22 protein-coding genes are annotated in these 23,910 nt (G+C 39.0%); 8 read left to right on the forward strand and 14 right to left on the reverse strand.

The window, feature by feature from the left end:
- Nucleotides 1-100 precede the first annotated feature (100 nt).
- Nucleotides 101-3,448 (reverse strand): DUF5107 domain-containing protein, encoded by a 3,348-nt coding sequence (locus RYH73_RS09955; RefSeq protein ID WP_335313270.1) that lies wholly within the window; start codon nt 3,446-3,448, stop codon nt 101-103.
- Between the two features lie 112 nt (nt 3,449-3,560).
- On the opposite strand from RYH73_RS09955, the gene RYH73_RS09960 reads away from it, so the two are divergent.
- Entirely contained in the window at nt 3,561-4,448 is an 888-nt protein-coding gene (locus tag RYH73_RS09960) for an AraC family transcriptional regulator (protein WP_335313271.1), read from the forward strand.
- Nucleotides 4,449-4,541: 93 nt separating this feature from the next.
- On the forward strand, nt 4,542-5,861 hold the full coding sequence (locus RYH73_RS09965) for a sugar porter family MFS transporter (protein ID WP_335313272.1): 1,320 nt from the start codon (nt 4,542-4,544) through the stop codon (nt 5,859-5,861).
- A 48-nt stretch (nt 5,862-5,909) separates the two neighbouring features.
- Here RYH73_RS09965 and RYH73_RS09970 read toward each other — a convergent pair whose 3' ends face one another.
- Nucleotides 5,910-6,788 (reverse strand): AraC family transcriptional regulator, encoded by an 879-nt coding sequence (locus tag RYH73_RS09970; protein WP_335313273.1) that lies wholly within the window; start codon nt 6,786-6,788, stop codon nt 5,910-5,912.
- Nucleotides 6,789-6,988: 200 nt separating this feature from the next.
- Here RYH73_RS09970 and RYH73_RS09975 point away from each other — a divergent pair, with 200 nt between their 5' ends.
- From RYH73_RS09975 to RYH73_RS09990, 4 genes are all read left to right on the forward strand, one after another.
- Complete coding sequence (locus RYH73_RS09975) at nt 6,989-8,416, forward strand: arabinose isomerase (RefSeq protein WP_335313274.1); 1,428 nt, start codon at nt 6,989-6,991, stop codon at nt 8,414-8,416.
- Between the two features lie 39 nt (nt 8,417-8,455).
- Nucleotides 8,456-9,889, forward strand: coding sequence for a family 43 glycosylhydrolase (locus RYH73_RS09980; protein ID WP_335313275.1), 1,434 nt, complete (start codon nt 8,456-8,458; stop codon nt 9,887-9,889).
- Between the two features lie 180 nt (nt 9,890-10,069).
- Complete coding sequence (locus tag RYH73_RS09985) at nt 10,070-11,179, forward strand: helix-turn-helix domain-containing protein (protein WP_335313276.1); 1,110 nt, start codon at nt 10,070-10,072, stop codon at nt 11,177-11,179.
- 208 nt (nt 11,180-11,387) lie between these two features.
- The gene (locus tag RYH73_RS09990) at nt 11,388-12,380 is read left to right on the forward strand and encodes a GlxA family transcriptional regulator (protein ID WP_335313277.1); all 993 of its coding nucleotides are present in this window, start codon (nt 11,388-11,390) and stop codon (nt 12,378-12,380) included.
- 46 nt (nt 12,381-12,426) lie between these two features.
- On the opposite strand, the gene gap is transcribed toward RYH73_RS09990, so the two are convergent.
- The 9 genes from gap to RYH73_RS10035 form a co-directional block, all read right to left on the reverse strand.
- On the reverse strand, nt 12,427-13,425 hold the full coding sequence (gap, locus tag RYH73_RS09995) for a type I glyceraldehyde-3-phosphate dehydrogenase (RefSeq protein WP_335313278.1): 999 nt from the start codon (nt 13,423-13,425) through the stop codon (nt 12,427-12,429).
- 153 nt (nt 13,426-13,578) lie between these two features.
- Nucleotides 13,579-14,037: a MaoC family dehydratase gene (locus RYH73_RS10000; RefSeq protein WP_335313279.1), complete on the reverse strand. Its 459-nt coding sequence runs from the start codon at nt 14,035-14,037 to the stop codon at nt 13,579-13,581.
- Nucleotides 14,038-14,274: 237 nt separating this feature from the next.
- Nucleotides 14,275-14,646 (reverse strand): DoxX family membrane protein, encoded by a 372-nt coding sequence (locus RYH73_RS10005; RefSeq protein ID WP_335313280.1) that lies wholly within the window; start codon nt 14,644-14,646, stop codon nt 14,275-14,277.
- Nucleotides 14,647-14,842: 196 nt separating this feature from the next.
- Nucleotides 14,843-16,120: a Gfo/Idh/MocA family protein gene (locus RYH73_RS10010; RefSeq protein ID WP_335313281.1), complete on the reverse strand. Its 1,278-nt coding sequence runs from the start codon at nt 16,118-16,120 to the stop codon at nt 14,843-14,845.
- 275 nt (nt 16,121-16,395) lie between these two features.
- Nucleotides 16,396-16,821, reverse strand: a complete 426-nt coding sequence (locus tag RYH73_RS10015; protein ID WP_335313282.1) for a molybdenum cofactor biosynthesis protein MoaE — start codon at nt 16,819-16,821, stop codon at nt 16,396-16,398.
- 331 nt (nt 16,822-17,152) lie between these two features.
- Nucleotides 17,153-17,701: a chromate transporter gene (locus tag RYH73_RS10020; RefSeq protein WP_335313283.1), complete on the reverse strand. Its 549-nt coding sequence runs from the start codon at nt 17,699-17,701 to the stop codon at nt 17,153-17,155.
- Between the two features lies 1 nt (nt 17,702).
- Nucleotides 17,703-18,242 carry a chromate transporter gene (locus RYH73_RS10025; protein WP_335313284.1) on the reverse strand — a complete coding sequence of 180 codons (540 nt, stop codon included), beginning with the start codon at nt 18,240-18,242 and terminating at the stop codon, nt 17,703-17,705.
- Between the two features lie 241 nt (nt 18,243-18,483).
- Entirely contained in the window at nt 18,484-18,987 is a 504-nt protein-coding gene (locus RYH73_RS10030; RefSeq protein WP_335313285.1) for a transposase, read from the reverse strand.
- A 5-nt stretch (nt 18,988-18,992) separates the two neighbouring features.
- Entirely contained in the window at nt 18,993-19,457 is a 465-nt protein-coding gene (locus RYH73_RS10035) for a MarR family winged helix-turn-helix transcriptional regulator (protein WP_335313286.1), read from the reverse strand.
- A 200-nt stretch (nt 19,458-19,657) separates the two neighbouring features.
- On the opposite strand from RYH73_RS10035, the gene RYH73_RS10040 reads away from it, so the two are divergent.
- A complete protein-coding gene (locus tag RYH73_RS10040) occupies nt 19,658-20,146 on the forward strand; it encodes a DinB family protein (RefSeq protein ID WP_335313287.1) in 489 nt (162 codons plus the stop codon).
- An 8-nt stretch (nt 20,147-20,154) separates the two neighbouring features.
- Here RYH73_RS10040 and RYH73_RS10045 read toward each other — a convergent pair whose 3' ends face one another.
- The 3 genes from RYH73_RS10045 to RYH73_RS10055 form a co-directional block, all read right to left on the reverse strand.
- Nucleotides 20,155-20,787: an FMN-binding negative transcriptional regulator gene (locus tag RYH73_RS10045; RefSeq protein WP_335313288.1), complete on the reverse strand. Its 633-nt coding sequence runs from the start codon at nt 20,785-20,787 to the stop codon at nt 20,155-20,157.
- Nucleotides 20,788-20,867: 80 nt separating this feature from the next.
- Nucleotides 20,868-21,098: a hypothetical protein gene (locus RYH73_RS10050; protein ID WP_335313289.1), complete on the reverse strand. Its 231-nt coding sequence runs from the start codon at nt 21,096-21,098 to the stop codon at nt 20,868-20,870.
- Nucleotides 21,099-21,479: 381 nt separating this feature from the next.
- On the reverse strand, nt 21,480-22,682 hold the full coding sequence (locus tag RYH73_RS10055) for an inositol-3-phosphate synthase (RefSeq protein ID WP_335313290.1): 1,203 nt from the start codon (nt 22,680-22,682) through the stop codon (nt 21,480-21,482).
- A gap of 472 nt (nt 22,683-23,154) precedes the next feature.
- Here RYH73_RS10055 and RYH73_RS10060 point away from each other — a divergent pair, with 472 nt between their 5' ends.
- Nucleotides 23,155-23,814 carry a suppressor of fused domain protein gene (locus RYH73_RS10060; protein WP_335313291.1) on the forward strand — a complete coding sequence of 220 codons (660 nt, stop codon included), beginning with the start codon at nt 23,155-23,157 and terminating at the stop codon, nt 23,812-23,814.
- Nucleotides 23,815-23,910 lie beyond the last annotated feature (96 nt).

Here is a 23,910-nt window from a genome sequence, read left to right on the forward strand (position 1 = left end):
AAATGATAGCCTCGTGGTATTGCAAAACTACGTCTCCAGGGAGCCAAAAAAATAGACAATTGTGGGCAAAAGATGGAAAATATTCTTTTGACCCAACTGTCTATTCCGGTAATGCGTTCAGAAATTTTAATAAGGCGATCATCTTCTGATGAATCGTTGCCCCCATATGGCTATTGTTCAACTGAAGGACCTCATCAAAATATTGTTGTGCTTTTTCAAGGTGTCCAAAACCGAGTGCCGCCAAACCTAGCATGTATAAGCAGTGGATACGATTTCTGAGTGAAAGATCTTGCTCGAACACGAGCAAATCGGGTAGTGAAACAGCCATATAATCGATTGCGATCCGATCTTCTACATGTAGCTCGCCAAAAGCAGACAATTTGCCGAATATTTCGTTGGCTTTTCTTATATCGTTGAGCTTTAACCAAGCGAGCCCTTGATAAAATATTTTATCAGGTTGGGGATCATTATAAAAGATAGCTTGAACAGGGTTCTCTTCACCAATCGTTGCGTGCTTGAAATAGATGTTCGCATTTAAAGTATCACCCATATTTTCATACGCGATACCTTTTAAATAGTGAATATCATTTTCGGGTATATTGGGTAATTTACCTTCTCCTAAATTCTCGGGATATACCTCCAAGCCCGCTAAAAGTTCCAGTGCTCTTGTCGGATCATGGGATAGCAAGGCCTCCTTTGCAAGTTCAAGTCCCGCCGTTAAATATTGACTTGTCGTTTTCCCTTCACCTCCCTCCCAGGGATGAAATTTTCTGCTCTTAAGATAGGCAAATGCTTCTTCATACCTCCCTAATAAATTCAGGAGTGTGATATATTCCAAATATAAATCATCCCGTGTCTCAACCAAGGCAAAATGAAGTGTTAAAAACGACAGCCGCTTCGCCAAAGGCACCTGTTGTAATGTATGTAGCTGGTTTAACTCCATCAATATCCGAGCATCCGAATTATCCAAGGAAAAGGCATCTTCCAACAGCACTTGTGCTTTTTCGTAATCCGCTAACTTATTATAGTAGGCAAGTGCTAAATTTCGTTTAGCCGTTGGAAAACCAGGATCTAATGTGCTTGATTGTTCCCATTGCGCAATCGCCTTGAGATGAATACGTTTGTCATACCAATAATTCCCCAGATAGTAGTACGCTTTTGCATCCCTTGGGTTATAGGTCAATGCTTGCTCCAATACGAGCATATCTTCCACTCGATTTGGAAAACAATAATCAGACGAACAGACACCTGCTTTTGCAAAATAAAAAATAGCCTCTTCTACCTTACCTTGTTCTGCCAGAATAGCACCTAAATGATAATTGAACAGTGGATCCGTTTCGCCGATACCTGCAATCCATTGTAGTAAACTGACAGCTTCCTGATAACATCCTGCTTGCTTGTAATCTAATGCGTATTCTATAAAAGTAGAAATATTTCCCCTCATTAAATGTAGCGCCCGTTCTTTGGTCTCCAGCGCTTCCCTTTCGCGTTCTAGCCTTTCAAGAACACCTTGTTTTTCAAAGTAAAGACCATAATTGAAGGGATCCGTCGTCAGTGCACTGTTAGCTACTTGCAAGGCTTCCGTTAAACGCCCTAACTTAACCAGTATAACGACTTGAAGATGCAGCGCCCGACTACTTTTTGCATTGCGTTCCAGCGATGCCTGTATGTGCTCCAATGCAAGCTGCATATTGCCCTGAATCAGATCAACTCTAGCCAACATAAAATAGGCAACATCCTTCCAAGCGGCATTCCAGGCAGCTTTGTAAAATAATTCGTATGCTTCGACATAACGTTTCTTGAACAGACATACTAAAGCTAGGTTATACAACACTTCACTATCGTAGGGATTGGTATTGCGGATGAATAAACGCTCTTTAGCAACACGAAAATATTGCTCGGCTTCAGTAAACATACCACGGCGTAAAAACCACAAACCCATCGCGTTATTGCAACGAAGGTCACCGGCATCACGTTTTAATGCCTCTAGATAATATGGTCTTGGATCAAAAGTTGCATGACGATATTGCTCCAGGTGTAAACCATGCAAGTAAAGCTCTTCTGTACTTGATACTTTCTCGGGCATTGGTGCAGGCGTAGCAGGGGAAGGAATTTCTTTCTCTTTCAGCTCATCCGGCTGATAGCGAATCAGTAAATTGCCTGACTCATCATATATTTCAACCAGAAAAGTATGTAGAGGTGCGCAGTCTGATAAGGATAGTTGCTCCATATAACTCGCTTTAGGTGATAAAGTTATCTCGCGCGTGACTAGTACATTTCCATCTCGTTTTATTAAAATACGCGCATTTTCATATACGGCAGTTACATAAACACCCAAGCTGAAAAATTCGCCTTGCTTATCAAAATGCACCGCCACCTCTTTAGTTGCATTTTTTACCTCTCCTATATCGCTATAGGGCATAAAATATTGTAGAAAAGTTTTATTTTCATTCGGTTGCAACCACGAAAAATCGGGTTGATTATCTGTATAAGCCCCCGTCATTAGTTCGATGTAAGGGCCGTCAGCATCCGTCAAGTTACGGTCCCAAGCTCGACCGAAATCTGCATTTCCCCATGTCCATTGCTTCTTTCCGGGGACCGTATGGTGGTTTGCTACATGCAACATACCTGCTTGTACATCGTGTTCATATCCCCCCATGAAATCATATCGGGAGTTTACAGCCATAAATGAGGTAGGAACAGGTATATTTTTATAACGAGAGATATCCGTACCAGGTGAATAGTCCATCTTATAATAGACTCCCTTTGCGATCGGGAAAGTTGATACATCTCGTTTCCCATGGTCGTAAACGGCATGTACATCAGGCGGAAAAATTGATTGGTAGTAATCGTTAACTTTCACTGCAGGGTTGGCCCACCAAAGAAAGGTTTGCGGAAATAATGTTCTATTCGATAAATGTGCTTCCACTTCAAGGTAAGCCTTATCAGGATAAAGGGTAAAACCAACCCGTGCCTTTGTTCTAAACATAATCTCAAGTTCATTTACCCATATCGTCCTAGCTCCATCCGCCCGTTCTTCGGTAATATAATCTACTGGTAGAAAAGTACTTGGACGATGATGTTGTGGCCAATTGAATTCGATACCCCCCGAAATCCAAGGACCGGTGAGTCCAACTAAAGCGGGTTTAATGACCTGATTGTAATATATAAAATGGCGATGTTTGAGCTTATCGTAGGCCATTTGTACCCTCCCTCCCAGCTCAGGCAAAACCATAATTTTAAGATAGTCATTTTCTAAAAACAAGGCGGTATAAACCTTGTCCTCTTTTTTATCAAGAATTTTTTCAATAACTGGGTACGGATACACCACGCCGCTACTTCCTTGATAGATTCTTTTTTCCAAAAACATGGGATTTTTTTCGGGCTTACCTATACTGTACGTCGGAATAAAGATCTGTTCGATCCAAGCTTTAACATCTGCGTCCATGAGATTATAATGGTTTTAGAAACAAAATTAGTCTTTACCAGATAGTCGAAAATGGAGAAATCATTTTTAACAATGGATTATTTTCTTAAATTGCTAAACAAAACCAACCATTATGATTCAAAAACAAGAGGGGTTTGAAGGGGAACGTGCGATCATTTTACCTCCAAAAATCTTAGAACAATACGAGAAAACACCTTTTACAAAGGAATTCTATGTTACCGACATTGGCTACTACCCAAAGGCTCGACATCATTATCGCGACCGGCAAGAAGGCGCACAGGAACATATTTTAATCCACTGTGTGGAAGGACGCGGAACGGCAACAATCCATGATAAAGAGATAAGCATTGGTCCAAGCGAATACCTTATCATCCCAGCCAAGACAAAACACGTCTATCGCGCAGATCCAAACTATCCTTGGACGATTTATTGGGTACATTTCAAGGGTTTACAAGCCGCAGCTATTAGTAAACGACTCTATGAACGTATGCTTCAACAAAAGAACAAGGTAATGTTCAGCGAGCAATACCGCTATCTGTTCGACAAAATATACAGTACTTTACAACAGGGTTATAGTAAGGAAAATATCGAATTCATCGCTTTAACTTTCCCTTATTATTTAAGTGGCTACTTACTGACTGAGCGTTTTAACGATCATGTAGAAAAAGAAGATGTAAACATAAGCGATCAAGCCATCCGTTTTCTTAAAAATCGTATCGCTGAAGCCACTACCCTAAAAGACATAGCAAACCACGTACATTTATCGGTCTCCCATTTTTCCAGTGTCTTTCATAAAACAACGGGCTACTCACCCATTGAATATTTCAATCATTTAAAAATACAACATGCTTGCCATCTGCTTCAGTTTAGCAATCACCGTGTCTTTGAAATTGCGTTGGCCATAGGCATTGACGATCCTTATTATTTTTCTCGATTATTTAGAAGTCATATGGGTATATCGCCAAAAAATTACCGTAATCGTTGGGCGATGCATCCATAATCAGAAAAAAATCCATGCTAAACGGAGTTTATTCCATTGCGAACACTTATTGATTTACTAGCTTAGCTAACAAATATAGACCTTGATATTCGCATGGATAAAAATCACCGTCATACGGTTTTGATCAGCTTAGTGGCAGCCTTGGGTGGCTTATTATTTGGATTTGATATTGCTATTTTTTCCGGAACCATTCCATTTATTAAACCCCACTTTCAATTAGACGCCGAACAATTAGGATGGATAGCCAGTTCCCTATACATTGGCTGCATTTTCGGGGCTTTATTAACAGGTTGGCTTACGGAAAGGGTTGGTCGAAAAAAGCCCCTTATTATTGCGGCCGTTCTTTTTGCCTTTTCTTCTATGATGATGGGATTGGCTGCGGAAACAACGACATTAATCTGCTGGCGCATCATCGCGGGACTTGGGGTAGGTGGCGCTTCTGTACTCTCCCCTCTTTATATCGCTGAAGTAAGTCCAGCCAATATGCGAGGAAAAATGGTTTCAATCAATCAACTGGCCATTGTGATTGGAATTCTATTAGCTTACTTCTCCAACTATTTATTAGCTCCAGTAACTGATAATTGGCGTTGGATGTTTGCCAGTGGAGCTGTACCAGCTATTTTTTTCTTCCTTGGCATATTCCTTATACCCGAAAGCCCTCGGTGGCTCATCATAAAAGGTTACCAGGATAAAGGGGAACAGGTGTTGAAGCATCTCCTTCCTCCAAAAGAAGTTGAACTGGAAATCAAACTTATTCGCCGATACCGGCAAACACCTTCGTTGAAGCCTTCTTTTATGGATTTGTTCAAAAAGGGTATCTTTCCGCTAGTGCTCTTGGGAATCACGATCGCTATTTTCCAACAGATATCAGGGGCTAACGCAGTTCTATTTTATGCGCCTGTTATTTTTGGCAAAGCGGGAATGAACGTCAATGATCAGCTCTTTCAACAGATACTAATTGGCGGTATTAACCTAATCTTCACATTGATTGCCATGCAGCTGGTTGATAGGCTAGGGCGTAAAAGCTTGATGCTTTTCGGTTCGGGAGTAATGGTCTTACTGTTACTCCTTATTGCTTATGCATTCAAGCATGAACTGTTCTCCGGATATCTTTTAAGTGCCTCCGTTTTGGCTTTCATTGCCGTTTATGCTGCAACGTTAGCACCTGTAACGTGGGTGCTGATTGCAGAGATTTTCCCCACTAACGTCAGAGAACTCGCTATCTCCGTTTCCTCCACCATGCTTTGGATTGCCTGCTTTGGGTTAACCTATGCATTTCCCGTTTTGATCGATAAATTTTCCGCTAGTCAAACCTTCATCCTATTCGCGGGCATTTGCTTTGTATATTTTGTATTCTTATGGTTTTTTGTTCACGAAACAAAAGGCAAACGTTTGGATGAAGTGAAAGAATAACGCTTACCTAAGCACGGTTGTTGGCAATGACTCAACATCATTAAGGGTTTAAAAATTTGTTTCTTTTCGGTATTCAGTAGGTCGTAAACCTGTTTTATCTTTAAATATTTTTGAAAAATAAAAACTCGATTGAAAGTTTAAGTCAGTCGCTATTTCTTTAACCGATCGATCGCTATTTGCCAAAAGATCTTTCGCTTTGTCTATTTTCAATTGCAGGTAATACTGACCAGGCGAAAGTCCGGTATAAAGCTTGAATAATTTCCGAAACCAAGAATACCCCACATTCAATTCGGCAGCGGCCATCTCGGGTGAATAGCTTGTACTAATATTCGAACGAAACAAGAGTCTCGCTTTCTCGATGACCCCTTCATCTTCTTTCGTGCCGGTGATACGTTGTTTTGCAATAGCATGGCAGATGCCCAAAAGGTGTAATGTGGCCCCTGCTATCAAAGGCTGATAACCTGGTTTTTCCAATTTGGCATGTTCAATAATCGTATTATAAACGTCCAATACCTGTTCATTGAAACCGATATAAATACATGGACTATCCCGTTTCAAATAACCTGATAACAACAAATTGTCAATAACGGACCCTTGTAAGCCTACCCAATATTCATCCCAACCTGTTCTGTTATCCGGTTTATATCGATGTTTTTCATTCGGAAAAAGGAAAAGTACTGTCCCGGCTTTTACCATAGTTGACTTACAACTTGCCGACTCAAAAACGCCTTGTCCCTTAATAATATAAATAAGTTGGTACTCTTGCAAAATACGCCAACCTGTTCTATTGAAGTTATAACCTGCGGGGTGGCTTGCCAATGGATAATCAGTAGTAGCTTTTACTCGCGTACAACCTACGTTTAGAACGGTTAACCCCCATTTTTCATCTTCTCGACTTACGGGGAGATATTTGAAAAAATCGATCATCTATGTTTTCAATTGACCAAGTAAAAATAAACATACTAATATGAATGAACATTCCAGATAAAAAATCACAAAATGTATTTAAAATATCAAAATGTCGATTTTTTTAATGTTTACCCTTTTTTAGGTTTGTGAAGACTAATGATAACAGATTAAAAATTATAAAACCAACACCGATTGTAAACAACAAGATGAAAATGGGTATGAAAACAAAGGTTAGGATAGGTTTATTCGGTATCGGATTGGAAACCTATTGGGCGCAATTCGATGGTTTAAAAGACCGATTATCAAACCAAATAGAATTGGTTGCTACGGGATTAGCAGCTCTTAACACAGAAATCGTTAATCTCGGCCTAATTGATACACCGGAAAAAGCCTTTGAAGCAGGCGATCATTTTAAAAAGAAAGACGTCGATTTATTGATGCTCTACGTTACCACCTACGCCTTGTCATCGACTGTATTGCCCATTGTTAAGAAGGCCAATGTACCTGTCATTATTCTAAACCTGTCTCCTAATGCCAATATTGATTATAAAGCATTTAATCGCTTACAAGATCGGACAAAGATGACAGGCGAATGGCTTGCGTATTGTTCTGCTTGCCCGGTTCCTGAGATAGCCAACGTATTTAGACGCTGTAAAATTCCTTTCTTTCAAATTACAGGTATCTTACAAAATGATCCACATGTATGGAATGAAATAGAGGAATGGATAGAAGCAGCGAGGGTAGCCAAAGTAATGTACTACAATCGAATGGGAGTTATGGGTAATTACTATGGTGGCATGATGGATATTTATACTGACTTAACCTTGCAATGTGCCACATTTGGCGGCCACATAGAAATATTGGAGATCGATGAATTATCGCATTTGAGAGAAGGGGTGACAACAACAGAACTCGAGTTTAAATTACAGGAAATAGTTCAGATTTTTGATGTACAAAAGGATTGTCTTTCAGAAGAACTCCAACGGGCAGCTATAACCGCTGTAGCATTGGACAAACTTGTGGATAAATATAAACTGGGTTCCTTGGCCTATTATCATAAGGGCAGCGGAAACGAAGCTAATGAAAACACAGCGACTTCGGTTATTTTAGGTAATTCAATATTGACAGGAAAGCACATTCCAGTGGCAGGTGAGTATGAAATCAAAAATGTACAAGCGATGAAGATCATGGATAGTTTTGGCGCGGGGGGGTCCTTTACTGAATATTATGCCATGGATTTTAACGAAGACCTGGTATTAATGGGACACGATGGACCATGCCATCCCCAGATAGCGGAAGGGAAAGTTAAAGTGAAACCATTAAAAGTTTACCATGGGAAAGTAGGTAACGGTCTTTCGGTCGAGATGTCTGTCAAAAACGGGCCGGTCACCTTGCTTTCTGTCGTAGAGGACGGCGAAGGGGCGCTTAAATTAATCATGGCCGAAGGGAAATCCGTCCCGGGTGATATTCTCGAAATAGGCAACACCAATAGCCGATACTCCTTTGCTATTGGTGCGAGAAACTTTGTTGAAGCATGGAATGCCGAAGGTCCGGCCCATCATTGCGCAATTGGAAAAGGTCACCTGGCATCGAAAATCAAAAAATTAGGCAAACTACTAAAAGTCAATACCGTACAAATATGCTAACGTTGACCTCCCTGCACTTTTCACTAAATTTATAACCCTATGTTCAAAACCTATCTTCTGTTTATTCTTCTATTCACTGCTCCCTTTTTGGGTCGAACGCAAGTGAAGAATTTTTCACCTTCGGGAGAACAGATTACCAAATTCGATAATTTAGGAAAAGCAGTAGACGCACACGACGGGATGATTGCTTATTTCAATGGTGTTTATTATTTGTATGGTACAAGTTACGATTGTGGTTTTGAATGGAATAACAAAAAGGCGCCCTTTTGCGGATTTAAAAGTTATTCTTCTAAAGATTTGGTAAATTGGAAAGATGAAGGTTTTTTATTTGATGCCCAAAATCCAGTGTGGCAATCGAGATGTGATGGTAAAACATATGGTTGCTTTAGACCACATGTAGTTTACAACCCTAAGAACAATCAATATGTTTTATGGATCAATGTATATGATAATGTGATCGGTTATCGTGTCTTTACTAGCGAATCGCCCGTTGGTCCTTTTATTGAAGTCGAAGAACCGAAACTAACAATCAATAAGGATCAGCCAGTAGCTGGATTAAATAATGGCGATCATGATCTATTTGTGGATGACGATGGAACAGCATATTTAGCGATAACGGACTGGCGGGCAGAGGGAGCCATTGCCATTGAGCAGTTAACAGATGATTATTTAAGCGGAACAGGCAAAGTAGCTACTAAAGTTACTGCAGGAAAAACCGAGGCGCCCGGACTTTTCAAACGGAAAGGGGTTTATTATATTACGTATTCAGATCCGAATTGTGGTTATTGTGCAGGAACAGGCACCTCCTACAAAACCGCTAAATCACCGCTAGGCCCTTGGTCAGAAGCAAAAAAAATCAGCGACAACTCATGCGGAGGACAACCCTCTTTCGTTGCGACCATTAAACTACCCGGCGATACCTTATTCCTCTATGGTAGCGATCTTTGGAATAACGCAGCAAAAAATGAAGCGCTCGCGAATTTCTATTGGGCACCCCTGACCTTTGAGCCAAACGGAGCCATTAAACCATTGAAATGTATAAGAGACTTTAGCGTAAGCAGGGAAAAGAAAGCAACCGATATGGACGACATCGATTCCTACAAAGCTGTTTGTGAAATTACCCACACCGAAACACGTCAGCAACCTTTTATTGCTAATCGGACAGGGAGGTTGACTAATTTTGAAATTACCTTGCTGAAAAGTGGTTATCCAGATGCTAATTTGATAATTGATTTTTATAAAAAGGAAGAGACGGAGCTACTACTCGGATCTATTGAAATTCCAGCAGACTCACTGGGCTGGTCAGCCAAAAAAATGACCCTTCATCCCGGTATTTCTGTAAAGAAAAATGATGGATATTTCTTCCTACTTCGCACCGAATCGAAGCTTGGTTGTTTTGGATATGGTAAGAGCCTCCTTTCTTCTAAGAAACTTAAAGCGCATGATATCCAATTTCACTACACGGTGGAGTAACAATAACAGGATATCATCGATATTTCAAAACGTATCATCTGAAAAAAACACCCTAAAATGGCGTTCGCTTGTATCCAAGCGAACGCGAAAATCCAATCCGTTTCCTTTTTTTGCAGCATAGAACAGCTATTTAAATCTATAAGTGTCTTATATTAGCATCAGTAACGAAATATCTAAAATTTGGAATTAGTACATATTTTTTTTGCTTTTACGGCCGGTAGCTTATACTTGTTATCCTTTCTCTTTTTAATGAATGTGCCTGGCGTGAATGAGAAAGCAAACCGATGGCTTGGATTTTTTTATTGTCTTCTAGCTTGCACTTTTACGCAGCTATTTATTGAAGCCTTTGGATTAGGTGATCGCTTCCCTTTTGTCATTCATTTGCTGGAATTACCTCGATGGGCCTTACTTCCCTGTTTTTATTTGGCCATCTTGTATTTTGTAAATCCTGCAAAAAAATCCAACGTTATATTCCTTCATTTTCTTCCCGTTACGCTTTTTTTTCTTTTTTCGATTACGTATATCATACCGCAACATTTTAATCCCACGAGGACAATGCCTGAGTTTTCGACGGTGATACCCCTTTTTATTCGCCATTTCTTTTTATTCCAATTTTTTCTCTATTGGTTCCTTTGTTTTGCGCAGCTGCATATTCACGCACGGAACATACGCATGATCTCTTCCTCCATTGAAAAAATCGATCTAACATGGATAAAGTATGTACTGTTCATTGTACTTTTCTTGCAAGTGATTCATCTTGCTAGCGGATTCGAAATGTTTTCAACCTTTTTTCCTGTTATCTATTTTGTAAGCGTCGTTTTTTTAAGCTATTTTTCATTGAAGCAAGCTGTCATTTATCCAGTTCTTCCTGCACAGCTTCCAGAACTGGAAATTGTACTCGGTAAGAAAGCAACGTATGAGCGGTTGACGCCAGAACAGGTTGACACACTCAAAACGGATGTGATACGATACATAAAAACGGAGAAACCCTACCTCGAGCCAGGGCTTACACTACCGTTATTATCCGAGAAAATAGGAATCAGCGCTCATGAATTATCCTATGTGCTAAATAATGGCTTATCGAAAAATTTTTATCAATTTATTAATGAAATGAGAGTGGAAGAGGTCAAGCACTTATTGGCTTCTGGACAAGCAAAACATTTGGATATGTTTGGTGTTGCCGCTCATGCGGGATTTAATTCTAAAACCACCTTCAATACAACATTTAAAAAAGTGACCGGCCAAACTCCTACCGAATTTGTAAAATCACTTAATGAGCCGCCATCATAAAAAATTGTTCCCTAGTATACTGACAAATGTCAGATTATCCGTTGGCGGTATGATTGCTTCATAATTTGAGACGATGATCATGAGCATCATTTTTTTCCAAAGAGCAGGCTAGCAACTAAACGATTAATAAGACAAGTAAATGGCAGAGAATATAAAAAAAATATTTGTCTGCCATTTACTTGTCTTATTTTTGTTTCTCTAAAAAGCCATGAACAAAGCAAAACACATTGTAATTATTGTTCCGCCAATGACTTCTATTCTTGATGTAGCAGGTCCTTTGGAGGTTTTTACGAAGGCAGCCGATTATGTCAGGAAACAGAAATCGATAACAAAAAAAGCCTATGTTACTCATGTACTCTCCACAGGTTCCTCCAATATCGTTAATACATCGGCAGGTTTACCTATTGTTTGCGAAGGTGGTATTGACTCGATTCATTACGAAATTGACACGGTCTTAGTTGCTGGAAAGGGTGATGCCGATAACTCGATAACTGAGAAGCTATCTAGTTGGCTAAAAGAAAATCGTTATAAAATACGCCGCATAGGATCCATTTGCGCAGGCGCTTTTATTTTGGCAGAAGCTGGTATATTAAACGGCAAGCGGGCGACATCCCATTGGCAAGTTTGTGATAAAATGGCAAAATATTATCCCGAAATAAAGGTGGAAAAAGATGCCATTTACATCAAAGACGGCAATGTTTACACCTCTGCAGGTATCTCTACCGGCATGGATTTATCACTCGCGCTCGTAGAAGAAGATTTCGGAAGGGATGTAGCCGTTATGGTAGCGAAAATATTGGTTCTATATTTAAAACGCCCAGGGAACCAATCACAGTTCAGCAATATTCTCATGCATCAAACGGTGGACTACGAACCCATTAAAGTTGCCCAAGATTGGATTATTGATCATTTAGACGGCGAATTAAGCGTTGAACTCTTGGCGGAAAAAGTTTCCATGAGCCCACGGAACTTCGCACGCGTCTTTTTACGTGAAACTGGGGTGACTCCAGCAAAATATGTTGAAAAAATACGACTTGAATGGGCGCGTCGAAGACTAGAGGAAACACAATTAACACTGGATGAAATTTGTGATGAATGCGGAATCGGAAGCACTGAGGGATTACGTCGCTTGTTTTTACGCCACTTGAAGACAACCCCGAGTGATTATCGTAAAAGCTTTGCATCCGCAATTACTTATTAACAGCCGGGCCCAACAAAAAGTCGCCCCAGCTGATAATAAGATCTCTTTATAATGCACCGAAATAAACTGCTGTACGGACCATTTGTGATACGAAGGACATTTCATTATCATACCAGGAAACCGTTTTTACCAACTGCCTGTCGCCGACCGCTACAATCTTTGTTTGAGTGGCATCGAATAGTGAGCCATAACGGATACCAAGGGTATCAGCAGAAACAATGAAATCCTCAGTATATCCATAAGATTCATTAGCTGCTGCTTGCATTGTCGCATTGATTTCCTTTACACTCGTTTCTTTCTCAAGTAAAGTAAACAATTCAACAACCGATCCTGCATGGACAGGAACACGCTGGGACGAACCATCGAGTTTTCCGGCTAACTCGGGAATAACCAGGCCAATTGCTTTCGCAGCCCCCGTAGTATAAGGGATGATGCTGTCGCCTGCTGCTCGTGATTTACGATAGTTTACTTTTGGATCTGGCGTATCCATTAATGGTTGCGAATTGGTATACGCATGAATGGTTGTCATTTGTCCGACGATGATACCAAAATGATCGTTTATTACTTTCGCCATCGGAGCTAAGCAATTCGTTGTACAAGAGGCACAGCTGATTAGTTCATCTTGCGTGTCAAGTAGCTGGTGATTTACATTAAAAACAATCGTCTTGACATCTTTGTCAGATGGTGCCGAAATAATTACTTTTTTAGCCCCTGCTTCCAAATGTGCACTGGCTTTTTCCTTTGATTCGAAGATACCAGTACATTCTATTACTAAATCTACTTTATCTTTGCCCCAAGGCAACCTATGTGGATCACGCTCGGTATATACGGCAATTTTTTTCCCATCAACAAGAAGGGCGTTTTCAGTATAATCGACACTTTTTTCAAATCTTCCATGTATGGAATCATATTTCAACAAGTACGATAACATGGAAGGATCTGCTAAGTCATTAATAGCAACAACTTCCAATTTATCATTATTCGTCATTTCACGGAGCGTCAAACGACCGATACGACCGAATCCATTAATTGCAACTTTAATCATAACCTTATCTTTTTCAACAAAGTTACCATTCATTTTTCATGTCCGAAAAGACAAAAATCCAACAATTTCCGCCAAATAAAACAAGCAAATTACATTTCTTTTGTTCCCTGAAAAATAAGGTTGTGTTACATTTGAGGGTTCAGTTTCAAATGTTTAAATAAAATGATATAAGAACACCACATTACCGGAGTAAGCAGGTTTTGGTTGATCTTTAATGACAAGCGTTGCCTCGATAACAACTTTCGTCACACCTCTCAAATTGACAGCTGAAATCAGTTTTGCCTTTAACTGAACTTCATTATTAACCAATACGGGCTGGCCAAACTTTAGGTTTTCTATACCATAATTTATTTCCATTTTTATATTCCGTACATCCGCAATCTGCTTCCATAAATACGGAATTAATGACAAGGTTAAATAACCGTGAGCAATGGTGCTTTTAAATGGCCCGTCACTTTCGGCCCGTTTCTTATCTACATGTATCCATTGATGATCTAACGTTGCATCGGCAAATTTATCGATCTGTGCCTGATCTATTTTATGCCAATCCGAAACACCAAGCCCTTCACCGACATGCGACTCATACTCTTCGAAATTATTTATTACTAACATATATTTTTTATTGGTTAACAAATGTCTTCAAGAGGGAATTTTTATCCGCTCCGAAGCGTCAAAGGGATAAATGTATCGAAAAAATATGAAAACGATGGAACCGAATCGAATTCCGGCAATCATTGACATCTGTTGAAATCAATATTAAAAAAGGCTCCCAAAGGAGCCTCGTCTTAAATCTACTCGTTTTACTTAACTGATCAGGAAGAAGTGACAGGTTAATGTTAGTATAAATACTTAGCTTACAAGAACTTGATATTTTTTCCAATTATCGCCAATCACCCAAAGATTAATTAAAAACATAACACCTGCAATCATCAGTCCAGATGGCATATAAATCGCATTATGTAAAATAACACCGACCATAATAGGAAGAATGACGATAGCGCCAAGAGCTCTTGTTTTAGGTAAGATAAATAGTAATCCACCAATGACTTCAATGGCCCCTACCAAAGGAAATAGCCACTTGATTTGCATAAAGGCCTCCCCCACCTTTAACATTTCACCTTCCAATGGAGGAACAGGCATGTAGTGCAAAAATTTGTCTAAGCCGGCATTGATAAACATCAAACCAAATAATACACAGAGAATGGTTTTTACAATTTTCATAATTCATTAATTTATAACTTGTTAAGTATTTATTTATCCATTCAGTTATAGGAGCCTATCGCTCTTATGCGCTTAGGCTTAACAAAAGTAGTAAATTAATTAATGCAAAACAGTAGGGATTACGGCAAAGGAAGGGGGATTCTGCGACAGAAGATAGAAGCCCCTTGTGGGGCTCCCTTATGAATTGACATGTAATTTAGAAATCATTAAAATCCCAGGTTCCTCTATACGGTCGTGAGCGCATTCCATTTGCATAAGAGTTATCAAATAATTCTTTTTTGGGATCCCATTTCAGTGGTTTTTGCAATTCATATGCAATATTGACCGCATTACAAACCGTTGCGGTACGATGTCCGGTCTCTACATCAACTATGGGTTGTTTTCTAACCTTAATGGCATTGATCCAATCTTGGTAATGATTTTCACTATGATATACTTTTTTATCACTTGTTTTAAGTGAAATGTTAACCAGCGATTCGGGTGCTGAACGAAGAAATTCTCTTGCTACCTCCAGCGTACCTTCCGTCCCGACGAATTGGATGGCGTTTCCATCTACCCATCTTTTATGATTGACTTGGATGCCATTCGCATATTTAAAATATAAACCTTCCTGAGCAAGTGGTTGTTGTGGAGGTACAAACTCAATCGGACCAGAACGATCCATATCCAAAGCCCATTGCACGATGTCAAACATATGCGCCCCCCAGTCTGTTACATAGCCACCTCCAAAACCTTGATAATTTCGCCAACCGGCCCAACTCTCATCACCTAGAGGAGGAGAAAGTGTGGGATGATAGCCTCTGTATAAAGACGGACCAATCCAGCTGTCCCAATCTAGATAATCCGGTATCGGTAACGAGGGTAAATCGCAAGCCTTTACGGGGCCTCCTATTGAAACATTGATTTCTTTAATATCACCGATATAGCCATTTCTTATCAAGTTTGCAGCATCTCTGAAATATTGTTGGGATCGTTGCATGCTCCCTGTCTGAAAAACCCGCTTATATTTACGAACCGCATCAACCATGGCCCTGCCTTCTGCTATTGTCAATGAAAGGGGTTTTTCACAATAAATGTCTTTACCAGCCTTGGCGGCATCAACCACCATTTGTGCATGCCAGTGATCGGGTGAAGCGATTACGACAGCGTCTATATCTTTTCTCTCTAATAGTTCACGATATCGTCCATAAGTAGTTACGTCAGTCGCTGTCTTTTTTTTATTTTCGGCAACAGCGGCTTGCACAAAATGCTGCAACTTCTGTTTATCTACATCACTCGCTGCGAGCACCATTGTTTCCGGGCATTTAGCGATGGCACTCAATAAATAGGTGTTCTGTTTTCCCGTTCCTATATACCCCAAATTAATCCGATCGCTAGGTGCTAAAAAACCTTGTCCACCGAGTACATGCCTTGGTATTATGCTGATACCGACAGCACCTATCAACGTGTTCTTTATAAAATCTTTTCTTTTCATTTTGATTTACTTAAAAAGTGTCCTATCTATTATTTGTATCTGACTTTGTTCGGTACAAGATAGCAAATCATAGATCATGGCACAAAACTTCGTTCTATTGTGCATCCCAGACAGGCCTACGGCACATAAGAACGCTGACGTGCTTTACACCAATCGATATCCGTGGTATTCCCACAAAAGATGTTAAAATATAAAACTTATAAGACTTGTTCAAAAAATTGCTAGCCTAGCTGATGACACTCACAGACCTCTATATCTCTTTTAGTCGCCCTTGTTTATTGATTTACCTTCCATTGATACCCGTCGTCTAACAATTCCTTACCCCAAATCGGTAATTCACTTTTTATCCTTTCTACAACTTCCGTACAAGCTTCCATTGCCGCTTTACGATGTGGTGAGGAAGTGAATACAAAAAGACAAATTTCACCCGTCTTTACTACACCTAAGCTGTGGTGCACGTGCATACAAGTCAAGGAATACTTGTTAAAAATCTCTTCTCGAATAGCGTGCATTTTTTCAAGTGCCATTTCTTCATAAGCTGTATATTCAATCGCGGCCACTTCCTTGCCATCAATCAAGTCCGCCCTCACCTGCCCTAAAAAAATATGGTGAGCTCCAATTTCTGTTTTGGTGGCATGTTTAGCAATACTAGTGGAAATAAAAGATGGATTTATCGCTCCTTTTTGAAATATCTGTTTCATAGTATAAATAGGTACTGGAATTTGCTGTGATAAAATTAGCAATTTATTGCACATTATCGCTAAGCGCGACGTTGTCAAACTCGATTCAAAAGATTACCATTGTAAAATCGGTTTGTTCACATAAAAAACTTACATGCTGTATACACGGAACGTATAAATAGCTTCATGCTTCAAGAAACTCGTTTTCGTCAACGGGCTCAGCTCTATGCCGGGGGAAGGCTCGTCTTTTGATTATACAATCAAAAAAAGAATCACAAAAAATAGAAACGCGAGTTTCCTAATGACACAAGTCGGTATAATAAAATGATCCAAGACAGAAGGGCCATACTATTTAATAAATAACAATTCCGACAATCGCTGCGATTGCTATTATAAAAACCGGATGTAACTTATAACGAACTGAGAGGAAAAGTGCTCCTAAGAATAAAATCGGGCTTACATAGTCTATAAAATTTTCGTGGGTCATTAAAGATACGGCTGCAAGTCCTATGAGCGCCACACTTAATAATCTAACACCTGTCATAGCCCAGGTAAAATATTTATTGCTTCGAAAGCGACTGAAAAAATAAGATATTAGAATGATTAAAACGAATGAAGGTAAGCATAAAGAAAAAGTAGCGACAATGGAGCCTAAAACAGCTATAAAGGGAGAATGGCCCGAATTTTCAAGAGCAGTATAGCCTGCATAGGTAGCCGTATTGATTCCAATCGGTCCAGGTGTCATTTGAGATACCGCTATTAAATCGGTAAATTGCTGCTTTGTCATCCAGCCGTTTTTTTCTACAACTTCATGCTGAATCAACGAGAGCATAGCGTACCCACCACCAAAACCAAAAACACCAATCTTTGTAAAAACCCAAAATAATCTCAAAAAAATCACGTTACTTTCCCTTATTTTTCTCTCTGAAAATATGATAAATTATTCCTGCAGCGCATCCAAAAACAACAATAAAAATAGGCGAGACGTTTCCCTGCCACATTAATAGCCATGCGACAACTGGTATCACTGCTGTTTTATAAGTAAGTTTGTTAGCTTTTGCCGCCGAAAAACAGGGAGCCACAATAAGTGCAACAACAGCTGGGCGCAATGCTTTAAATGCTTTCGCAACCCATACGTTTTCCTGAAATCTATTAAAAAAAGCAGCAATCAAAATAATGATCATAAAGGGTGCAATAATCGTTCCCAATGCAGCAAGGGCGCCGCCTTTCAGACCGTTAATTTTATACCCCACTAGCGCGGCAATATTTGTAGCAAAAACGCCCGGTAACGATTCAGTAATAGAGAGTAATTCATAAAATTCTTCTTTAGACAACCAACCACGTGATACAATGTCGCGTTCTATCAATGGAATCACTGCGTATCCCCCACCAATTGTAAAAAGGCCAATTTTTGTAAATGTAAAAAATAGTTTAAAGAACATTAAAATTGAAAAAGTAAATAAAAAACTTTTGTATAACGTAATTTCTTTGGTTATACAGGTTCTATCTATATCTTATAAAGATACAAAAAAAGTGGCTTTTTAATATCATTTGGGCAGAAAAAACCGATATAATAACGCGAAGAAATACAATAAAAAGACAGACTATCAGCTTTGGAAAAAGCAAAAAATCAACGCCGTTAAAACGAGCGATTAGTACCTATAAATCATCAGCTTTTGAGTTTTATCTGACTTTTATGTTTATAATCCACATACAAAGGGGAATGAAACAACATGATATCAGGATAAAAAGACTTACACGAACATAATTGAGCGTTCGCCAAAGATTTGCTTTAGCTAATAGATCCGCTTCCGGAACTGATCCATTGGCAATACTTTGGAATGCGATAATATTCGGTGCAAAATACAAAAGTGTCCAAGCACGTACGGCCATGTGCAGAACAAAAAGAAGCAAGACCCAATTTCTGACAGGAATAATTTTCCAACAAAAAATAAGTGCTAATACGAATGTAAGTTCATGAATGGAATGAACCACTATCCAAAAAGTCTTTAAATTGAGTCCATATTTTCCGCCCAGCAGCTGAAATGATTCCGGTGGTGAGGCTGTCCATTTCGGAACAATCACTGCAGTTTCAAAAATCTGTGCTCCATTCATCAGAAAATAAACAAGTGTTGTAATAAATAGCCATATCTCTGCCCGTACTATATAATTTGCGCTGTATTCCATATTTATTATGCTCTTAGTTGTTCGATCATTTCATTCATGATATCAATGGCAGAACGAAAATATCGCTCGAGCATATTGATTTCATGTTCCGAAAAGGAATTTACCAGTTCCATTGTTTTCTCATTTAGCTTATCAAAAATGGGATTTAGTAACTTGAAAACATTTTCTGTATTTGGTACAATCATTACCTTTCGCCGATCTTCTTTATCAAATTGTCTTTTGATCAATTTTTTCCTTTCAAGTCGGTCTACCAAACCAGTAACTGCTCCCGTTGTCAATCCAGTCAGCCTGGATAATTCACCTGCAGTCATTTGCCCATTTTGCATTATTAAGCCTAAATACTTATGATCCGTACCCGACAATCCTATTTCCCGAGCAATCGCTTCGTGCATCAATATGGATGTATCGGAATATTTCCTGCTTAGGGATCTAAAGGTTTGGATCTGCTGCTCTTTTGAGTTATCAATCATCGAAAAAAATATTAGTCTCTAAATATCTTAGCAACAAAGATAAATATAATAAATAATAAAATGACTTTTTTATCCTGAGAACTAGTAAAGCAAGGGAGTTGAGGCCAATATTTTTAACACCCAAAAAGAGATACCTGAAATCAATATAAAGATTTTGAATTTTATTAAAACAAAATCAATGACTTAATTCTTTTACATGCATGGAAAACTCACTAGATAATCTCATTGCACAAGTAAAAGGACAACTATTGGATCGCTTTACAAGGAGTGGTGCGCATGTTGATCTTTTTGACGCAATACACGGACTTTCTTGGGAGCAAGCCGGACAAAAAAAGGAACACTTTCCTTACAATATTTGGCAACTAACGGAACATATCCGTATTTCCCAATTCGATATATTGGAATTTTGCCGTAATCCGAGTTACAAATCTCCTGACTGGCCCTCGGGCTATTGGCCCAAACAAAGTAGTCCCAGAAACAGTTTGGAATGGAAACAAACACAAGATAAGATTCGGGAAGATCATCAAGCTTTCGTCGCGTTAATACAGAATGACTTGGACATTTTTAAACGCTTTGATCACGGGACAGGACAAACTCTTTTTAATGAAGCATTGCTAATTCTAGATCATAATGCTTATCACGTCGGGCAAATTCTCTTAATCAGAAAGTTGAATGGATGGTGGCACTAGTACTGTATTTATTTCAGATCATCACTTACCTGTAACTCTTTTTGCATTAGCCATGCCAGCGCTTGATCATTTACATCATTATGTCCCGCCAAATCGTTGATAATCCGTTTCTGTTCTGTTAGTGTTTTATTCTGACTTAATTTTTTTACACCCTGGATCTCTTGTACATCTAATTTAAAAGCAACAATCCCTTTAACCATTCGATCGATATATTCTTTAGGCAAGGTTTTCCACTGCTCATTATAATCCTTTTCATAAAAATTGATCGTAGCTGTTAGCACGTCCAATATTTCTTCCCGTTCCCAGATTAAGCTAACGGTTCCATAGACATGCACTGAAACATAATTCCATGTGGGTACACTTTCTGTTTTTTCATAATTTTTAGGAGATATATAAGCATGGGGGCCAGAAAATACTACTAAAACACGCTTTTCTTCTATTGATTTCCATTGGTTATTGGCTTTAGCAAAATGCGATTTCAGTACAAGCCTTTCACTTGCATGTTCAACCGTGAAAGGCAAATGTGTCGCTATAGGCGTCATTTGCGCATCTCCATTAACGATAAGACCAAAACTGTTCGCCTTTAGAAATTCCAACAACTGTTCCTGGTCATTAAATGCAAAATTTTTAGGTATGTACATTCGTGTTTTTGAGAAGGTCTTTATCAAATCAATATAAAAAGAACGCCTTCCTTACCACGAAGGTACTATTTTAATAGGCATTAAAAAACCATCTCCTTCCATTGGTCCAACGGAAAGACGCGCAATTGTATGTTTTCTATTTCCATTTCTGCTAAATAGAAACAACTTCCGTGCATACGAAAAAGTACAATGAGTGTTCTACCATTATCCGATTTCTGCCTCGAAGCAATAGTATAGAGCCAATTTCTCGTTGTATTATTTATTTCGCTTTCAACAAGGGAGGCATATACCTCCTTTTCATAATTACGCACTAAGTTCTCAATATTTTTAATAAACGCGGGCGAGGATCACTTTATCGGTTCTCGTGGTATTATGGTTAAGGTAAATTCAAAAAGTGACCATTTCGCTTTTTTTCCTTACCTGAAGACGGGGACCTAACCCATATATTCCTTCTTTTCAATTGCACATCTATTCTGGTCGTATCATTGATAGAAACCGCCGATGAGGAAAACTTGCTTGGACATTTATTAAGAACAAAGGCCAGATTGCGTAACATGTCATCCTTTCGTCCAAAGATAGCGGGAAAATGAAAGTTTCGCTATCCCTGAAAAAAGGAGGGGTACACATTATTATTCAAAAAAAAAACGGCAAGCGCTGTTGAACACTTACCGTTTCTCCCATTTTAAAGAAGATTATTCCGTCACTAATTGTGTTTTTTTAAGCTGACTCTTCGTAGAAGCTGTCAATTCACGCTTCGCTAAAGCATGACACTCTTCCAGTGCTTGACTGAACATCATTTGCTCGGGAGGTGTTTTTTGCGTGGCAGCAGAAGGGCCTCTTAGGGCTCCTACGATGCCCAATTCTCTCGCTACGTATACGTACCGTATAGCATCAATCACTACCCCGGCAGAATTAGGAGAATCCTGAACAGATAATTGTGCATCTAATATAACGGGTGCTCCCATAAAACCTTCTAGCTCTAATCTGAAATTAGCTACCTTATTGTCCCCGTAATAAGCGATGTATTCCGATGGCCCTGCGTGTAAAAAGCTATTTTCAGTCGATATATTTCTGATATCATTTTGTGCTCTGATAACGTTTTCTTTCGAGATCTTTTTCGATTTCAATCGATTTTTGTCTTCCATATTCAAGAAATCTGTATTACCACCAATATTTCTTTGAATATGAGCTTTAACATGGTGTCCACGTGCAAATGCGAGTTCCTGAAGCATTTGTGACAAAATGCTTGCTCCAAACTGGCTTCTCATATCATCTCCAATAATCGGAATACCTGCATCAATAAACCGTTGCTCCCAAACAGGATCAGAAGCAATGAATACCGGGATACAATTCACCAGTGAAATACCTAGTTCTAAACATATTTCCGCAAAAAATTCGGTAGCAATTTGCGAACCAACAGGTAGATAATTGATCAAAATCTCAACCTGATGTCCTTTCAATTGGTTAATAATCTGCTCACGATAAGTATCCACAAGCACCTTATCATATGCCGAACCATTGTCAAGCATATCAGTTGCTTTTAAAGGTTCTGCAATTTTGAATCTTTGTGTCTCCGGATAGCTTGCCATCAGTGGTGAAACGCCATCAAGAACAACGGATGGATATATTGGAGCAGTAGAGCTGATTTGGTCATACAGAACCATTGTACAATTTGGTTTTTCAAAAATGGCTTCCTTCAAAGTTTTCCCAATTTTTCGTTCATCAACATCAAACCCGCAAACAAATTCGATATCTGCTGCACGATAGCCTCCAATGTCATCTGTCATTAAGCCAGATTTTTGATCAGGATGATTAGTATAATACTCAACACCTTGTACCAATGAGCTTGCGCAATTTCCTACACCTAGGATTGCGACTTTGATTTTATGTTCCATTAGTTAAAATAAATTATTTTCATGTAAAACAGGCATTTAAAGTAAGCTTAGAAGAAGATGAGCACTACCATTGAGCTCTCAAAAAATTGCCTGCGGTTAAAATTACTGGTTTCAAAGGTAGCCAATGGTTTAAAATTCTCATCGAATTAAATATCTTTTTTTTGAAAGTTTTACTTTTTTATTAATATAGTCAGGCGAGAAGATCTCAATAAGCGGCAAATATAACACACTTATCACTGTTTAACAACTCTTTATAAATTTTCAAACGATGATTTTGTTTTACTGAAAGCCGAACAAAATCAGAAAAAATTAAGCATTTACACCCGAGAAACGAACAATTAATGATAAAATTTTAACAAGAAAATCATCGAGGACCCGATATCACCGAAATCAGCCATTTTCAAGAAAGATATTCATTCAATACATTTTATTTTTAATATTTGAATGCGTTTAACATTTAATGAAGTATAATATGACAACAGAAGAATATAAAGACAAATACAAAGAAGAAGACGCTGTAGGCTGGTTATCTATCGATGCCCAAATTGAAAAAGTATATGGGCAAATTGAACCGCGACACTATCCCCCACTATGTGGCTTGCACTATATGGCAGGCGGAACAGATCCTATAGATGGCGCGAGTATTTACGACAATCACAAGGAGCCATTTCATAGACATATTATAAGTTATGGAATGAGTGAGCTTTATTACGACGAGGAAAAAGCCGGGGGAGAATTTAGTAAATGGGGATTTGAGTTCACCTTTAGACTGGTTCCTTTTGACGAGGACGAAAAAGATCCTATCTGGGCAATACAGGTAATGAATAATCTCGCGCGTTACGTAAATAATAGCGGTCGATGGTTTGAAGAAAACCATTTTATACCAGCCAACGGACCGATAAGGCTGAATACAGATACAGATATTACCGGTTTTGTTTTGGCGCTAGACCCTGAATTAGGCAAGATAGACACCGCTCACGGAGAAGTCTCCTTTTTGCAGCTGATAGGCATTACATCTACAGAATTGGAGCGGCTTCAACAAAATCCAACGACAACGGCAGTTGAGAATTTGGTAAAAGAATTAAAGAAAGAAAATCCTTTATTAGTGACGGATTTGAAAAGGAGATCTTAAAGAAAACCATTATAAAGTCAGTCTATAACAAGCTACTATCCGAAAAAAGGGGCACCAAAACTATCTTTCCCATATTATATAGCGATCTCAATCCAA

Origin of the sequence: Olivibacter sp. CPCC 100613, assembly GCF_036959255.1 — a bacterium.
Taxonomy (GTDB): Bacteria; Bacteroidota; Bacteroidia; order Sphingobacteriales; family Sphingobacteriaceae; genus Olivibacter.

Excerpts from the sequence above, each read along its gene's own strand:
- RYH73_RS09955 (WP_335313270.1), bottom strand. The coding sequence starts at position 3,448 with ATGGACGCAGATGTTAAAGCTTGGATCGAACAGATCTTTATTCCGACG.
- RYH73_RS09960 (WP_335313271.1), top strand. The coding sequence starts at position 3,561 with ATGATTCAAAAACAAGAGGGGTTTGAAGGGGAACGTGCGATCATTTTA.
- RYH73_RS09965 (WP_335313272.1), top strand. The coding sequence starts at position 4,542 with ATGGATAAAAATCACCGTCATACGGTTTTGATCAGCTTAGTGGCAGCC.
- RYH73_RS09970 (WP_335313273.1), bottom strand. The coding sequence starts at position 6,788 with ATGATCGATTTTTTCAAATATCTCCCCGTAAGTCGAGAAGATGAAAAA.
- RYH73_RS09975 (WP_335313274.1), top strand. The coding sequence starts at position 6,989 with ATGAAAACAAAGGTTAGGATAGGTTTATTCGGTATCGGATTGGAAACC.
- RYH73_RS09980 (WP_335313275.1), top strand. The coding sequence starts at position 8,456 with ATGTTCAAAACCTATCTTCTGTTTATTCTTCTATTCACTGCTCCCTTT.
- RYH73_RS09990 (WP_335313277.1), top strand. The coding sequence starts at position 11,388 with ATGAACAAAGCAAAACACATTGTAATTATTGTTCCGCCAATGACTTCT.
- gap (WP_335313278.1), bottom strand. The coding sequence starts at position 13,425 with ATGATTAAAGTTGCAATTAATGGATTCGGTCGTATCGGTCGTTTGACG.
- RYH73_RS10000 (WP_335313279.1), bottom strand. The coding sequence starts at position 14,037 with ATGTTAGTAATAAATAATTTCGAAGAGTATGAGTCGCATGTCGGTGAA.
- RYH73_RS10005 (WP_335313280.1), bottom strand. The coding sequence starts at position 14,646 with ATGAAAATTGTAAAAACCATTCTCTGTGTATTATTTGGTTTGATGTTT.
- RYH73_RS10010 (WP_335313281.1), bottom strand. The coding sequence starts at position 16,120 with ATGAAAAGAAAAGATTTTATAAAGAACACGTTGATAGGTGCTGTCGGT.
- RYH73_RS10015 (WP_335313282.1), bottom strand. The coding sequence starts at position 16,821 with ATGAAACAGATATTTCAAAAAGGAGCGATAAATCCATCTTTTATTTCC.
- RYH73_RS10025 (WP_335313284.1), bottom strand. The coding sequence starts at position 18,242 with ATGTTCTTTAAACTATTTTTTACATTTACAAAAATTGGCCTTTTTACA.
- RYH73_RS10030 (WP_335313285.1), bottom strand. The coding sequence starts at position 18,987 with ATGGAATACAGCGCAAATTATATAGTACGGGCAGAGATATGGCTATTT.
- RYH73_RS10035 (WP_335313286.1), bottom strand. The coding sequence starts at position 19,457 with ATGATTGATAACTCAAAAGAGCAGCAGATCCAAACCTTTAGATCCCTA.
- RYH73_RS10040 (WP_335313287.1), top strand. The coding sequence starts at position 19,658 with ATGGAAAACTCACTAGATAATCTCATTGCACAAGTAAAAGGACAACTA.
- RYH73_RS10045 (WP_335313288.1), bottom strand. The coding sequence starts at position 20,787 with ATGTACATACCTAAAAATTTTGCATTTAATGACCAGGAACAGTTGTTG.
- RYH73_RS10055 (WP_335313290.1), bottom strand. The coding sequence starts at position 22,682 with ATGGAACATAAAATCAAAGTCGCAATCCTAGGTGTAGGAAATTGCGCA.
- RYH73_RS10060 (WP_335313291.1), top strand. The coding sequence starts at position 23,155 with ATGACAACAGAAGAATATAAAGACAAATACAAAGAAGAAGACGCTGTA.